The organism is Candidatus Spongiisocius sp. (assembly GCF_965221825.1).
Taxonomy (GTDB): Bacteria; Actinomycetota; Acidimicrobiia; order Spongiisociales; family Spongiisociaceae; genus Spongiisocius.
The window spans coordinates 2,363,595-2,376,137 of record NZ_OZ244917.1 but is presented as its reverse complement, the minus strand read 5'-3'; the positions used below and the strand labels follow the sequence as shown (position 1 = coordinate 2,376,137).

Here is a 12,543-nt window from a genome sequence, read left to right as displayed (position 1 = left end):
GGCGTGACCGCTACCGCTACCACCACCGATCCCCAGCCGAGCTACAAGTGGGTGGGAACCCGCCCGGTCCGTCATGACGGCCTGGACAAGGTGACCGGCCGGGCCAAGTACGGCGCCGACCTGAACCTGCCCGGGATGCTGATCGGCGCGGTCCTCCGGTCTCCCCATGCCCACGCCCGCATACTCGCCATCGACACCTCCGCGGCCGAGGCGATGGAAGGAGTCCGGGCGGTGGTCACGGGCGCCGACTTCCCGATGCTGGAGTCCGAGATGGGCGGGAGCGGCGAGGAATACGTCGATTTCCGAGACCTGTGCCGCAACGTGATGGCGCGGGACAAGGTCCTCTACGAAGGCCACGCGCTGGCCGCCGTGGCCGCCACCTCCCGCCGGGAAGCGCTGGCGGCGCTGGATGCCATCAAGGTCGATTACGAAGTCCTCCCGCACGTGCTGGACGTGGACCTGGCCATGGCGCCCGACGCCCCGATCCTCCACGAGGACATGATCACCGAAGGGGTGGATCCGGCCCCCGACGAGCCTTCCAACCTGGCCTCACGCTACGTGCTCGACCGGGGGGACACGGAGAAGGGCTTCGCCGAGGCCGACGTGATCGTGGAGCGGGAGTTCGTCACCCAGCCCGTCCACCAGGGATACATCGAACCCCATGCGGTGGTGGCGGACGTCGGTGAGGACGGCAAGGCCATGGTCTTCTGCTCCTCCCAGGGCCACTTCATGGTGCGGTCGTTCACCGCCCTTCTGCTTGGGTGGGAACCGTCCCGGGTGAAGGTGATACCCGCCGAGATCGGCGGCGGCTTCGGTGGCAAGACGACCGTGTACGTGGAGCCGGTGGCGACCCGGCTGTCGCAGAAGGCCGGGCGTCCGGTCAAGGTCGTCATGACCCGGGACGAGGTGTTCCGCGCCACCGGTCCCACCTCGGGGTCCAAGATACGTCTCAAGGTTGGCGCCACCAAGGACGGCAGGCTGACCGCGGTGTCGGGCTCCATGGCCTACCAGGCGGGGGCCTTCAAGGGTTCGCCCGTAAGCCTGGGATGCATGTGCGCCTTCGCCCCCTACGCGATCGAGAACGTGTTTTTGGAAGGCCTCGACGTGGTGGTCAACATGCCGAAGGTGGCCGCCTACCGGGCGCCCGGGGCGCCGATGGCCTCGTTCGCCTCCGAGACGTTGCTGGACGAGATCGCGGAGCAGTTGGGCATGGACCCGCTCGAGCTCCGGCTCCGCAACGCCGCCGAGGAGGGGATGCGGTCCGTCTACGGACCGGTCTTCAAGCGGATCGGCTTCAAGGAGACGGTGGAGGCGGTCCGGGACCATCCGCAATACTCGACCGAGCTCGGACCCAACCAGGGCAGGGGCGTGGCGAGCGGCTTCTGGTTCAACTTCGGGGGCAGCTCGAGCGCCACGGTTAACGTCAACGAGGACGGGACCGCCTCGGTGCTCACCGGCAGTCCCGACATCGGCGGGAGCCGGGCCTCGATGGCGCTGATGGCCGCCGAGGAACTGGGCATCGACGTCTACGACATCAGCCCAATCGTCAGCGACACCGAATCGGTCGGATACACCGATGTCACCGGGGGAAGCCGGGTCACCCACGCCACCGGCTTGGCGGTCATCGACGCCTGCCGCAAGGTGGTGGCCGACCTGCGAGGCCGGGCGGCCAAGGTCTGGGATGTCGATGTCTCGGAAGTCGAGTGGGTGGACGGAAGGGCCCAGCACGTCTCCGGGGATCGAGCGCCCATGACCACCAAGGAGCTGGCCGCCGGCGCCGCCGGGACGGGCGGCCCGATCACCGCCAGCGCCGCCGTGAACGCGCGAGGGGCAGGGGCCGCCTTCTCGACCCAGGTGTGCGATGTCGAGGTCGATCCCGAGACCGGCGCCGTGAAGATCCTCCGCTACACCACCGCCCAGGATGCCGGGCGGGCCATCCATCCCAGCTACGTCGAAGGACAAATGCAGGGCGGCGTGGCCCAGGGAATCGGCTGGGCGCTCAACGAGGAGTACATCTTCGACTCCGGCGGCACCATGGAGAACGCGGGGTTCCTGGACTACCGGATGCCGGTCGCCTCCGACCTGCCGATGATCGACACGGTGATCGTCGAGGTGCCGAATCCCGGCCATCCCTACGGAGTGCGCGGGGTGGGGGAGGTCGGAATCGTGCCCCCCATGGCGGCGGTGGCGAATGCCATCCACGACGCCACCGGCCTGCGGCTGAGCGAGTTGCCAATGTCGCCGGTGAAGGTGCTGGAGGCAATAGGAGCCAACGGGGGCTGACATGGCCCGGGTGATCTTCGGATCGGCGCTCCGGCGCTACACCGGAGGAGTCGAGGAGGTCGAGGTCGAGGCCACCACGGTCCGCTCGCTGATCAACACCCTCGACCGGCGGTTCCCCGGCTTGGGGGAGCATCTGGGGTCGGGCCTGGCCGTGGCGATCGACGGTGAGATCATGACCGACGCCCTCTACGAGCCGGTTCCCGAGGACGCCGAGGTTCACTTCCTGCCGCCCATCGGAGGCGGCTGACCGGAGCCCGCCCCTCGGCTAGTACCCGAACTCCTTGTTCGTTCGGACACCGTCCGGGTCCTGCCTGTACGACAACGGCGAGCCCTCCTCACCGGATCAGAGCGCATGGCTCGAAAACTGTCACACCCCTTCTATACGTTGCCTATTGCCAAGCACCTACACCAGCCGCAAGCGTCTCACCGATCGGAGCGGTCTGGCCCGCAGGGAACATTTCACAGGCTTTCAAAGGGAGCTATCGCCGACACCCGGCCCAACCGGGCATGGCCGAACACGCCCCAAGCCAAGGACAGGTGGTGGCGGGGGAGGGCCCGGTGCGGGAGCGCCGGAGGGCCGGTACGGAGCGCCGGTTTTCCCGTTCTCGAACTCGGGGCAGAGGGCGTCATATATGACGCCCTGAACCTCAGGAACAGAGCACCCTGAGACGCGTCATCAACCTAAGGCTCAAAACACCAGTGAGACGCGTCATCAACCTAAGGCTCAAAACACCAGTGAGACGCGTCGTGAGCCTTAGGTTCGGCTGTTGCGCGACGGGCGGTGGGGCGTTTCGGACAGCGCTTAGCTGAAGTGGGCCTCTATGACGTCCCGCTCGGCGCCCGACGGGCTGTACATCCAGAACAGCTTCACCGGGGTTTCGCCCGTGTTGAAGAACTGGTGGCTGACTCCGGGCGGCGTGAAGACGACCGTGCCGGGACCGGTGACGATCTCCCGATCACCCACCGTGGCCCGGCCCCTGCCCTCGGAGAACATCCAGATCTCGGCGGCGTCCGGATGCGTGTGCAGGCTCCCCTTCTGGCCGGGCGGCACCTCGCAGGTGCCTATGGCGAAGTCCCCGATGCCCGGCTGGAGCAGGGGCGAGAGCAGAGCCTTCACATGGCGCACGAACGGCTCCGGAGTGGTCAGGCCCACCCCTTCCGCCTCGGTGGTCACGATCGGCGTTCCCGGCTCGTAATCCATCCGGCTACCTCCTCGCTTGCGTCCAGCCACCGGCACCGCGGCCGGGTCGGGTCGGGTCGGGTCAGCCGACTCCCACCGGCACCCGGGCTTCCAGGTAAGCAGCCAGGTGATCCACCAGGTCGCGGGCGTCGTCCTCAGCGCCGTGGATGAAACTCGACTTGCGGCGGCGCAGGAAGTTCAGCCCGATCACATACAGGCCCGGTGAACCGCTCACCACCCCGCCGTCGTGCCGGATCCGGCCCTTGTAGTCGAGCACCGGGACGTGGAGCCACGAGTAGTCGGGGCGGTATCCGGTCGCCCACAGCACGGTGCGGATGTTCTCCTTCTCCAGATCGATCAGCAGCGGCGGTGACGTTTCCACCCGTGTGCGCTCAAAACGATGGGGTGGCTCGTACCGGCCGTCCAGCCCGTTCTCGGTTACCCATTCGTCGATGGTGGTCAGCAGGCGGTTCATCTTGAGGTCCGAGCGGGTGACCTTGTTGTTGAGGGAACCCGAAAGCTGGGCCTTCCCATTCCTTATCCCGGCCAGGCGTCCCACCATGCGCACCCCCTGATCGGTGAGGGCATTGAGGTCGAGCGACTTGCGCTCCGGGGATCCGACCAGCTGCGGAGACGGAACCGTACGGGCCCGGAGGACGTCGTCCACCTCGTCGTAGCGCTCGTCGGACACGCCGGTCACGTCCATCCAGTACCGGATATCCCGGCCTCTGTAGATCCTGGGCATGCGGACATGCTCACCCACCGACACGGTGACCGGTCGTCCGGATCGATGGATCTCCTCGGCCAGCTGGACGCCGGTGGCGGACACTCCCGCCACCAGTACGCCTCCATCGTCCAGGTCAGAGGGGCGGCGGTACTCGAGCGGGGTGACCGAACGAACCGTGTCGGGGAGGGCGGCCGCGATGGGAGGCACCTTGGGCAGGTTGAAGCCTCCGCTGGCCAGTATCACCGACCGGCACTGCCACGTGCCGCGATCAGTCACGACCTCGTACCCGTCACCGTCCGGCCGGACCGAGGTGACGGTGGTGAGCGTACGGAGAGGCGGCTTCACCAACCGGGCGTACCGGTCGATGAAGCCCACCAGCTCCGTCACGGTCATGAAGCCGTCGGGATCGTCACCGTCGTAAGCGAGGCCGGGCAGGGTGACCTGCCAGTTGGGGGTCAGGAGCCGCAGGGAATCCCAGCGCTCCGTCCGCCAGGTGTTGGCCACCTCCCCCCGCTCCAGGACCACATGATCGATGTCCCGGACAGACAGGAAGTAGCTCGCCGCCAGGCCGGTGTGCCCGGCGCCGATCACAACGGTGGTGGTACGCATCCGATGACTCCGAGTCGGTCGTCTCAGTTGACGCTTACGGTCACGTTGGTGGGGTTGGTCATGATGTCGAAGACCGCCGAGATCTTCTGGGACTGCGCCACCAGCGCCTCGAGGTCGGCCTCGCTCGTCTCGTCCGCGTCGATCTCGTAGTTGACCCGGACGTCGGTGAACCCGTTCCTCACATCGGGGTCCGCTCCGAGGATGCCTCCGATATTCATGTCGGCCTCGAGCGTGGCCTTCACCGAGCGGAGCTTGATCTCCCGGTTCTCGGCCACGGCGGCCACGCCGGCGGTCAGGCAGCTGGCCAGGCCTGCCAGCACGATCTCCACGGGGGTGGCGGCATTGTCCGCCGCATTGAACTCCAGCGGATGGTCCGCCTCGAACTCGTAGGCCCCCTTGTGGTTGCGCTCCTCGCCGAGACCGAAGTAGCCGTCGATCTTCGTCTTGCTGTGGGTACCGTGGACCCACTCGTTCGAGGCCCTCCACGTGTAGTCGCCGGCGGCCGGTGTATCCCCGACCACGCCCCGCGCGAACAACAGGTGGGCCGTATCGACCCCGTTGATGTCACCAGTGCTCATTGCTCTTCTCCTTCGTGATTCCGTGGAAACGGTTGGTTCTCTTGCGTTCTGTACCAGTTCGGGTCCGGTTCCCTTCCTGAAAGATCCGGAACGTCGGGCGACAGATCGGGATCGAGGACCCGTTGGCTGGGTGGCCTTGTTGGCTCCCGGGTGGTGGCGTGGTTACGGGCGGTTGCCAGGACCGCCCGGGTGGATCACCCGGGAGCCTGGACAACACATGCACCTGCTGGGTGCTGGAGGCTTGAAGTGCAGGCAATCCATGTGTGACAGTCTCCTCTCGCTTGTACGCGCTCCCGTCGAGCGCCGCGAGCGGAATCCCGCCTCGGCAGTCTCATCGATCAGGCATTGGCACCGCTCATGTCGGTTGCCGCGGCTTCACAGGGCCTGTCCCTCCACCGCTCTGGATGAGCGCGTTGTAACGGCAGAATTAGACCATACGAAAGGACGAATGTCAAAGAACTTCGGGGGTTTAGCGGTCCGGCGCCTAGCTCCGCCAGCGGCGGGGCCGGTTGCGGATGGCGCCGAAACCGAGCCTGTCGCACAGCTCGAGGAAACGTGATCGATGGGCGCCGCGCCATTCGAGGTCCGCCAGATCCTCGTCCAGCGGCACGTCAAGGCGGAGGGTGGTGAGCGTGCGGTAGAGGGCCGCCTCGGCGCGGGCTGCTTCCAGGTTGGTGGACAGCCGGGCCGCGCCCCGGACCTTCACGTCCCAGGCGGCGGGTGATCCGGGAATGTTCTCGATGTGGCCGTACCGGGCCAGGAGCGTGGAACTGGACTTCGCCCCCCAACCGGGAATCCCGGGAACCCGATCGGCGGCGTCACCCACCAGCGCCAGGTAGTCGGGTATGGAGGACGAACGGATGCCGAACTTCTCCACCACCCCGCGCTCGTCGTAGCGCTTGCGTTCCCGGCGGTTGTACGTCACCACCCGGTCGCCGATCACGCACTGCATCAGGTCCTTGTCGGGGCTGAGGATGATCACCCGCTCCACATCGTCCTTCCAGCGGTGGGCGGCCGTGGCGATGGCGTCGTCGGCCTCGAAGTCCCGCATGGCCCAGACGGTCACGCCCAGGATCTCCAACGCCTCCTCCGCCAGCCGGAACTGGGCGAGCAACTCAGGCTCGATCCCCTCGCCCGTCTTGTAGCCCGGGAAGATCTCGTTGCGGAAGGACTCGATCACCGCATCGGTGGCGGCGGCCAGGTGGGTGACCCCGTCCTGGCGGAGCAGGCGGATCGTGGAGTCGAGCACCCCGTAGACGGCGCCGACCTCCATCCCGTCAGGAGCCACCCGCCTCGGATACCCGAAGTAGGCCCGGAACAACTCGTAGGTGGCATCCAGCAGGTGAAGGTTCACGACATGGACAGGCTAGCGGTGGACAGAGAGCCACCCAGCAGGACCGGCTCGTAACCGTGAACGATCCATGGCCGCCGTTCCGGGCAATCGTCGTTGGCCACGGAAACCCGGGTAAGAAAGCTAGCCTGATGACACCACCGATCCAGACGGAGGAGACTGTGTCGGGTTACCACAGTGATCTACGCGGGCGTATGCAAGCTGTACTTGCCGGGTGCTACGACGCGGGTCGCGCTGCCGCGCTATCCGGGGTACCGAAATCGACCGTCTACTACTGGGCGCGCCAGCGGGTTGTCATACCGAGTGTGTCCCCAAGCAGGCAGAAGCTCTGGTCCTATGCCGACCTTATGGCCCTTCGCATCGTGTACTGGCTCCGGCACCCGAAACAGGGCAAGGTGAACGAAGTTCCTGCCAGCCCGATGTCCCAAGTCAGGGAAGCGCTAGAGGAGTTGGAGCGACGCAACCTCGACATCTGGGCCGACGATGGACAGCCGGGATCGCCGTTGCGCGTGGACCGCGACGGCAGGGTATACCTCGCCGACGGATGGTCGGCCGGCGTCCAAGGCCAGATGTCACTTGTGAGCGTGCTCGACTTGCTCGGTCCCTTCGAGAACGGTCAACATCACGGCCCGGACCTGATCCGACCCCGATCCGACCTTCGAATCATCCCCGGCAAGGTCTCAGGCGAGCCGCACCTGGTTGACTCGCGTATTACCACCAAGTCGGTGGCTGCTCTTTACCAACGTGTCCGAGACCTCAACGCGGTGGTTGCGCTGTACCCCGGAATAGCTCCGGAGATCATCGGTCAGGCAATCGAACTAGAACACGCTCTGGCCGCGTGATCAAGATCCCGCTGGACCACAACTACTGATGGCAATGGCCTCCTGGCTCGGAGACATCGAGCTTCTCCCCATTCGGCAAATAGACAGCCGGCTCACCCGGATCGGGGATCGCCAACTCGTCCTGGCTCTTCACCAACTCGGCTGCCAGGGACTGGTCACCAACAACTACAGGATGCTCCAGAATCCGGTCGAACTGGCTGCGATTATCAAAACCCGGCTGTCCGTCTTCGCCATTCAAGGTGTGGGGGATGATCCGATTCGAGCAACCGGCGCCCTGCTACTGGACCTGCCATCAGCCGTCAAGGCTATCGAGTCTGGTAGACGTGGAGTGTTCTGGCTACGTCCGCGTTCGCCGAAGCCTTACGACCCTTGGAAGCTACTCAGGGAATCGGCGAAACGCAGGCAAGAAGACGTTGCTGACCTGTATCGACAGGTGGCCGTATCGGACACTGAACTGACTACTCCGATTCTCGGCTCGACTACGGGATGACCGGCACTGGCGAAGGCAAGGATGTCGCGCCGGGAGGGGTGGTGGATCGGTTGGTCGGATAAAGGAGGGGCGCCTAGTAGCCTGAGGCCGTTCCCGTCGCTGTCACGGTGGCGGGTGTTCGTGTTTACGGATGGAATCCGGTTTGCAACCCCGTTCAATGCTCCGCTCTGCCAACGGCCTGCGACGCGTCCTGCCCGGGCGGCGAGGATCGCCCCGCAACAGGGGCTCTACGTCGGTACTGAAGGCCTTCCGGCATCGCAGTTTCACCGTCCTCTGGACCGGGCTCTTCTTCTACCGGGCGGGTTTCTGGATCGGCCTGCTCACTTTCCAGCTGATGGTCGCCCGCCTGACCGACAACAGCCCGTGGATGCTGGGCCTGCTGTCGTCCTTCAGTTCCATCCCGATGCTGCTGGTCACCCCCTTCGTCGGTGTGGTGGCCGACCGTTTCGACCGGAAGCGGCTCATCGTGGCGAACCAGGCGAGCATGGGGGTTGCGGCTGCGGTCATGAGCTACCTGGTCATCACGGGCCGGGCCGATTCGGTGACCATGGTGTTCGGCTTCGCCATCGTGTTCGGGATCGGGCTGTCGTTCGCCATGCCTGTCAACCATGCGGCGGTGGCCAACTCGGTCCCGCCCGAGGATCTGCGGAGCGCGGTGTCGATAAACTCGATCGGGCTCAACCTGGCCCGCATCGGGGGACCGGCGCTGGCCGGGCCGATCCTGGTTCTCTGGGGACCGGGAGGAACTTTCGCGCTCTGGGCGGTGGGGGCCCTCGCCGGAGCGGTGGCCATCTCGATGATCAGGCTACGGCCCTACCAGCCCGAAGAGGACACGCTCGGTGTCATCGCTCGCATCCGGCAGGGCATCGATTACGTCCGGGAGCGGCCCACCATCGTGAGGGCGCTGGCGATGGCCTCCATGGTCACCGTCTTCGGCAGTGCATACATGGCCGTGCTCCCGGTGGTGGTCTACGACACGCTGGGCGGGAGCGACCAGACCTTCACCATGATGATCATGCTGATCGGACTCGGCGCCATGCTCGGCGCGTTCGCGGCCGGGAGCGGCCGGTTGCCGCTCAACATGTCCACCATCACCTGGGGAGCGGTTGCCTTCGGCATGGCTGAAGCGTTGTTCGGCCTGACCGGGACGGTCTGGGCGTCAATGATCCTCGTGACGGTGGCGGGGGGCCTCAACTTCTTCCTGCTGACCTGCCTGACCACCCTGGTTCAGACCTTGGCCCCCGAAGCCAAGCGCGGACGGGTGATGAGCCTGTTCGTGCTGGCGTGGGGTGGTCTCTTTCCGGTCGGCACGCTGGTGCTCGGGGCTCTCGGGGAGGCGATCACCACCCCCTACGGCCTGGCCGTGTTCGGGTCGGTGCTGGTCGCCTACAGCCTCTGGGCCCATCCCGGACGCCGGCCCGTCAAGTCCACCTCAAGACACGCAAGCTCCTGAGCCCGAGCCCTACCACGGTCATTGCCCCAACCTGGCAAGCGCGCTTCGGTGGGTAGCCGAGGACTAGCGATACTGGAACTACAAAGAGCTACGGCGCGGCCGGTTCAGAACATCACCGCCGAGGCGATCGATATCTCGATCTCATGGATGGCCTGGGCCACGGCCTGGCCGATCAGGTCCAGCTTCCGCACCTGTTCGATGCGCGCCGCAGCCTGATCCAGTTCCTGCTTGGACAGCAACAGCTTGAAGATGCCGCACACGTCAGCCAGGCAGATGAGCACCACGTCATGCGGGTCGGGAATCTCGTCGCTGAAGAGTACCCCCATTATCCGTAGCTTGACCTCGCGCTCCGCCTCGCCGTCGACCGCCGGGTAGCGCCTCGAACGGAACACCCAGAGGAAGGAATCCTCCTGGCGTTCCAGGATCCCCCGTTCCACCAGCCGCGACAGCGCCTCTTCCCGGATCTCGTCGGCGTACCGAGCGGTGTTCTCCACCCAGAAGAGCGCATTGCGCTTATCCCCCGAGGCGATCATGGCCAGAGTCGGGTCCAGCAGGCTGTCGCCCGTGGGAGTGTCATCGAGCAGGATCAGATCTTCTAGATCGGTGTCGATGCGGTTCTCCATGGCCAGGTCCATGAGTACAGCCCCGGAGATGGCACGATCCATCGCGAACCGGGACACGTGATAGAACTTGCCGTCCTCATCACGGAGCAGTAGGAGGAGGATCTCCTCCACGAATCTCAGCATGCGGTCACCCCCTGTGGCGGGTTGGGAAAGAGTCGGGTACCGCTCGTCGTATCCGCCCGGCAGCCGGCCCCGTCCCGGCCAAGTGTAGCCGGTCCGGACTCAGGATCACCGGGTCGCGTCGGGTCCGCCGCCTGTGCCCTTCGGGGCGGGCAAGGAGGCTAACGTTCGCGGGTCAGCGCCAAGGAGATCGCAACCGGTGGACTTCGAGTATCCGTCGCGGGTGGAGCGGCTCCGGTCCGCGTTGGCGGACTTCATGGATGAGCTGGTCTATCCCGCCGAATCCCTCTATGCGGAGCAGATGGCGGCTTCGGGAGACCCCCACCATCATCCCCGGATCATGGAGGATCTGAAGGCGGAGGCCCGCTCAAGGGGATTGTGGAACCTGTTCCTGCCCGATCCGGACCTTGGGGCGGGGCTGTCGGTCCTCGAGTACGCACCGCTGGCCGAGATCACCGGCCGCAGCCCGCTTCTGGCGCCCGAGGCGGTGAACTGCTCGGCACCCGACACGGGCAACATGGAGGTCCTCCACATGTTCGGAACCGAGGAGCAGAAGCGCCGATGGCTCGACCCGCTCTTGGAGGGCGCCATTCGCTCATGCATCTCGATGACCGAGCCGGATGTCGCCTCGTCGGATCCGCGCAACATCCGCACCCGCATCACCAAGGACGGCGGTCACCTGGTTATCCGGGGACGCAAGTGGTTCTCGACCGGGGCGGTGAGCCCGCGGTGCAAGGTGGCGATCCTCATGGGGGTGACCGATCCGGACGCCCATCCCTACCGGCGCCAGAGCATGGTGCTGGTCCCGCTCGACAGTCCGGGGGTGACCATCGAGCACGACTCCCCCGTCTTCGGCTATCACGACCGGGGAGGTCACGCCACCATCCACTTCGACAACGTCCGCGTCCCGGCCTCGAATCTCCTGGGCCAGCCTGGCGAAGGTTTCGCCATGGCCCAGGCCAGGCTCGGTCCGGGTCGGATCCATCACTGCATGAGGGCGATCGGCATGGCCGAGCGGGCGTTCGACCTGATGTGCGCCCGGGCACAGGCAAGGCAGGCCTTCGGGTCGATGCTGTCGGACCAGGGCGTGGTGCAGAATTGGATCGGCGACTCACGGATCCGGATCGAACAGGCTCGCCTGATGGTGTTGAAGACCGCCTGGATGATCGACACGGTGGGCACCCGGGAGGCTCGGGTCGAGATCTCGGCCATCAAGGTGGCCGTGCCGCGGATGGCCAGGCTGGTGATCGACCGCGCCATCCAGCTGTTCGGCGCCGCCGGGTTGTCGGACCAGTTCCCGCTGGCCCATCTCTACGCGCACGTCCGGTCCCTGCAGATCCTCGACGGACCCGACGAGGTGCATGTCCGGGCGGTAGCCCGCCGCGAGCTGGCCCGCTACGAACCGGGTGAGGTCCCCCCTCCGTATCCCTTCTGACCGGCCACGGCCGCCGCACCGCAGAAACAAGGAACACCTGAGCGCCGGCGGCTGTTGCAATGGGTATGAGACGCAGCACGATACCGATCACCCTCCCAGCACTTCAGCCCGCCACAGCGGGTGGGGCGTCATGGCGCGACAAGGCGGCGTGCCGGACGGCCGACCTGGATATCTTCTTCCCCGATCCGGGCGATGTGGTGGGCGTCGAGCGAGCGAGGCAGGTGTGCGACGGATGCCCGGTGGCGTCCGAGTGCCTGTCCTACGCGGTGAGCACCAACCAGACCGAGGGGGTCTGGGGCGGCACGACTCCGGGCGAGCGGCGCCGGCTCCGGCAGCGGTGGCTCAAGGAGCTGAGAGAAGCCGGCTGACCCGCCCCTTCCCGCAATCCCCCGATGGTCGGGACGTTCATCTCCCACGTACTACCACGGCGCTACGAACCTGAGGAACACAGCGTCATAGACGGTGCGGAGAACCTGAGGAACACAACACCACCAGCGGTGCGGAGAACCTGAGGAACAGGGCGTCATGGGTGGCGCCCTCTGCCCAAAGTTCGTGAAGCCGCGAAAAACCGGTGCTCCGCACCGGGCCCCTCCCCCGCCGCCACCCATCCTGTTGGAGCGTGGTCGGCCATGCCCGGCCTGCTGCCGGGGGTCGGCTGTCGCTCCATATGCCTCTTTTTTTCCCTGGACCCGGCCGTTCCGATCGGGCTTCCTCTTCGGCCGGTGTAGGTGCTTGGCGGTAGGCAACGTATAGCAAGGGTGTGACGTTTTCAACCCCCTTCTGCGAGAACGCGAAAAGTTCTTCCTCCACGGATACGAGACGGACCTGGTGCGGGCGTGATGGGAGCCTGAT

The 12,543-nt window shown here is 66.0% G+C and carries 12 protein-coding genes and 1 riboswitch; of the genes, 7 read left to right on the top strand and 5 right to left on the bottom strand.

The features are described 5' to 3' along the window. The first annotated feature begins 3 nt into the window (after positions 1-3). Both ACOQPD_RS11165 and ACOQPD_RS11160 read left to right on the top strand, forming a co-directional pair. Positions 4-2,283 carry a xanthine dehydrogenase family protein molybdopterin-binding subunit gene (locus ACOQPD_RS11165; RefSeq protein WP_420612029.1) on the top strand — a complete coding sequence of 760 codons (2,280 nt, stop codon included), beginning with the start codon at positions 4-6 and terminating at the stop codon, positions 2,281-2,283. Between the two features lies 1 nt (position 2,284). After that, the gene (locus ACOQPD_RS11160) at positions 2,285-2,530 is read left to right on the top strand and encodes a MoaD/ThiS family protein (protein ID WP_420612028.1); all 246 of its coding nucleotides are present in this window, start codon (positions 2,285-2,287) and stop codon (positions 2,528-2,530) included. 555 nt (positions 2,531-3,085) lie between these two features. Here the strand turns inward: ACOQPD_RS11160 and ACOQPD_RS11155 are convergent. From ACOQPD_RS11155 to ACOQPD_RS11140, 4 genes are all read right to left on the bottom strand, one after another. Beyond that, on the bottom strand, positions 3,086-3,484 hold the full coding sequence (locus ACOQPD_RS11155) for a cupin domain-containing protein (RefSeq protein ID WP_420612027.1): 399 nt from the start codon (positions 3,482-3,484) through the stop codon (positions 3,086-3,088). Positions 3,485-3,545: 61 nt separating this feature from the next. Then, positions 3,546-4,799 carry an NAD(P)-binding domain-containing protein gene (locus ACOQPD_RS11150; RefSeq protein ID WP_420612026.1) on the bottom strand — a complete coding sequence of 418 codons (1,254 nt, stop codon included), beginning with the start codon at positions 4,797-4,799 and terminating at the stop codon, positions 3,546-3,548. 23 nt (positions 4,800-4,822) lie between these two features. Next, positions 4,823-5,377 (bottom strand): OsmC family protein, encoded by a 555-nt coding sequence (locus tag ACOQPD_RS11145; protein ID WP_420612025.1) that lies wholly within the window; start codon positions 5,375-5,377, stop codon positions 4,823-4,825. Between the two features lie 328 nt (positions 5,378-5,705). After that, positions 5,706-5,788, bottom strand: a riboswitch (SAM riboswitch). 73 nt (positions 5,789-5,861) lie between these two features. Beyond that, the gene (locus tag ACOQPD_RS11140) at positions 5,862-6,731 is read right to left on the bottom strand and encodes a 5'-3' exonuclease (RefSeq protein ID WP_420612024.1); all 870 of its coding nucleotides are present in this window, start codon (positions 6,729-6,731) and stop codon (positions 5,862-5,864) included. 191 nt (positions 6,732-6,922) lie between these two features. Here ACOQPD_RS11140 and ACOQPD_RS11135 point away from each other — a divergent pair, with 191 nt between their 5' ends. From ACOQPD_RS11135 to ACOQPD_RS11125, 3 genes are all read left to right on the top strand, one after another. Then, a complete protein-coding gene (locus ACOQPD_RS11135; RefSeq protein ID WP_420612023.1) occupies positions 6,923-7,570 on the top strand; it encodes a hypothetical protein in 648 nt (215 codons plus the stop codon). A gap of 28 nt (positions 7,571-7,598) precedes the next feature. Next, complete coding sequence (locus tag ACOQPD_RS11130) at positions 7,599-8,060, top strand: hypothetical protein (protein WP_420612022.1); 462 nt, start codon at positions 7,599-7,601, stop codon at positions 8,058-8,060. A 142-nt stretch (positions 8,061-8,202) separates the two neighbouring features. Then, entirely contained in the window at positions 8,203-9,513 is a 1,311-nt protein-coding gene (locus tag ACOQPD_RS11125) for an MFS transporter (protein ID WP_420612021.1), read from the top strand. 104 nt (positions 9,514-9,617) lie between these two features. Here ACOQPD_RS11125 and ACOQPD_RS11120 read toward each other — a convergent pair whose 3' ends face one another. Then, positions 9,618-10,259, bottom strand: coding sequence for a GOLPH3/VPS74 family protein (locus ACOQPD_RS11120; RefSeq protein ID WP_420612020.1), 642 nt, complete (start codon positions 10,257-10,259; stop codon positions 9,618-9,620). A gap of 196 nt (positions 10,260-10,455) precedes the next feature. Here ACOQPD_RS11120 and ACOQPD_RS11115 point away from each other — a divergent pair, with 196 nt between their 5' ends. After that, positions 10,456-11,691, top strand: coding sequence for an acyl-CoA dehydrogenase family protein (locus ACOQPD_RS11115; RefSeq protein WP_420612019.1), 1,236 nt, complete (start codon positions 10,456-10,458; stop codon positions 11,689-11,691). Positions 11,692-11,756: 65 nt separating this feature from the next. Further along, positions 11,757-12,059 (top strand): WhiB family transcriptional regulator, encoded by a 303-nt coding sequence (locus ACOQPD_RS11110; RefSeq protein WP_420612018.1) that lies wholly within the window; start codon positions 11,757-11,759, stop codon positions 12,057-12,059. The last annotated feature ends 484 nt before the right edge of the window (positions 12,060-12,543 follow it).

Bases quoted from the DNA above. Each gene is read 5' to 3' on its own strand.
- ACOQPD_RS11160 (WP_420612028.1), top strand. From the start codon at position 2,285: ATGGCCCGGGTGATCTTCGGATCGGCGCTCCGGCGCTACACCGGAGGA.
- ACOQPD_RS11155 (WP_420612027.1), bottom strand. From the start codon at position 3,484: ATGGATTACGAGCCGGGAACGCCGATCGTGACCACCGAGGCGGAAGGG.
- ACOQPD_RS11150 (WP_420612026.1), bottom strand. From the start codon at position 4,799: ATGCGTACCACCACCGTTGTGATCGGCGCCGGGCACACCGGCCTGGCG.
- ACOQPD_RS11145 (WP_420612025.1), bottom strand. From the start codon at position 5,377: ATGAGCACTGGTGACATCAACGGGGTCGATACGGCCCACCTGTTGTTC.
- ACOQPD_RS11135 (WP_420612023.1), top strand. From the start codon at position 6,923: ATGCAAGCTGTACTTGCCGGGTGCTACGACGCGGGTCGCGCTGCCGCG.
- ACOQPD_RS11130 (WP_420612022.1), top strand. From the start codon at position 7,599: ATGGCAATGGCCTCCTGGCTCGGAGACATCGAGCTTCTCCCCATTCGG.
- ACOQPD_RS11120 (WP_420612020.1), bottom strand. From the start codon at position 10,259: ATGCTGAGATTCGTGGAGGAGATCCTCCTCCTACTGCTCCGTGATGAG.
- ACOQPD_RS11110 (WP_420612018.1), top strand. From the start codon at position 11,757: ATGAGACGCAGCACGATACCGATCACCCTCCCAGCACTTCAGCCCGCC.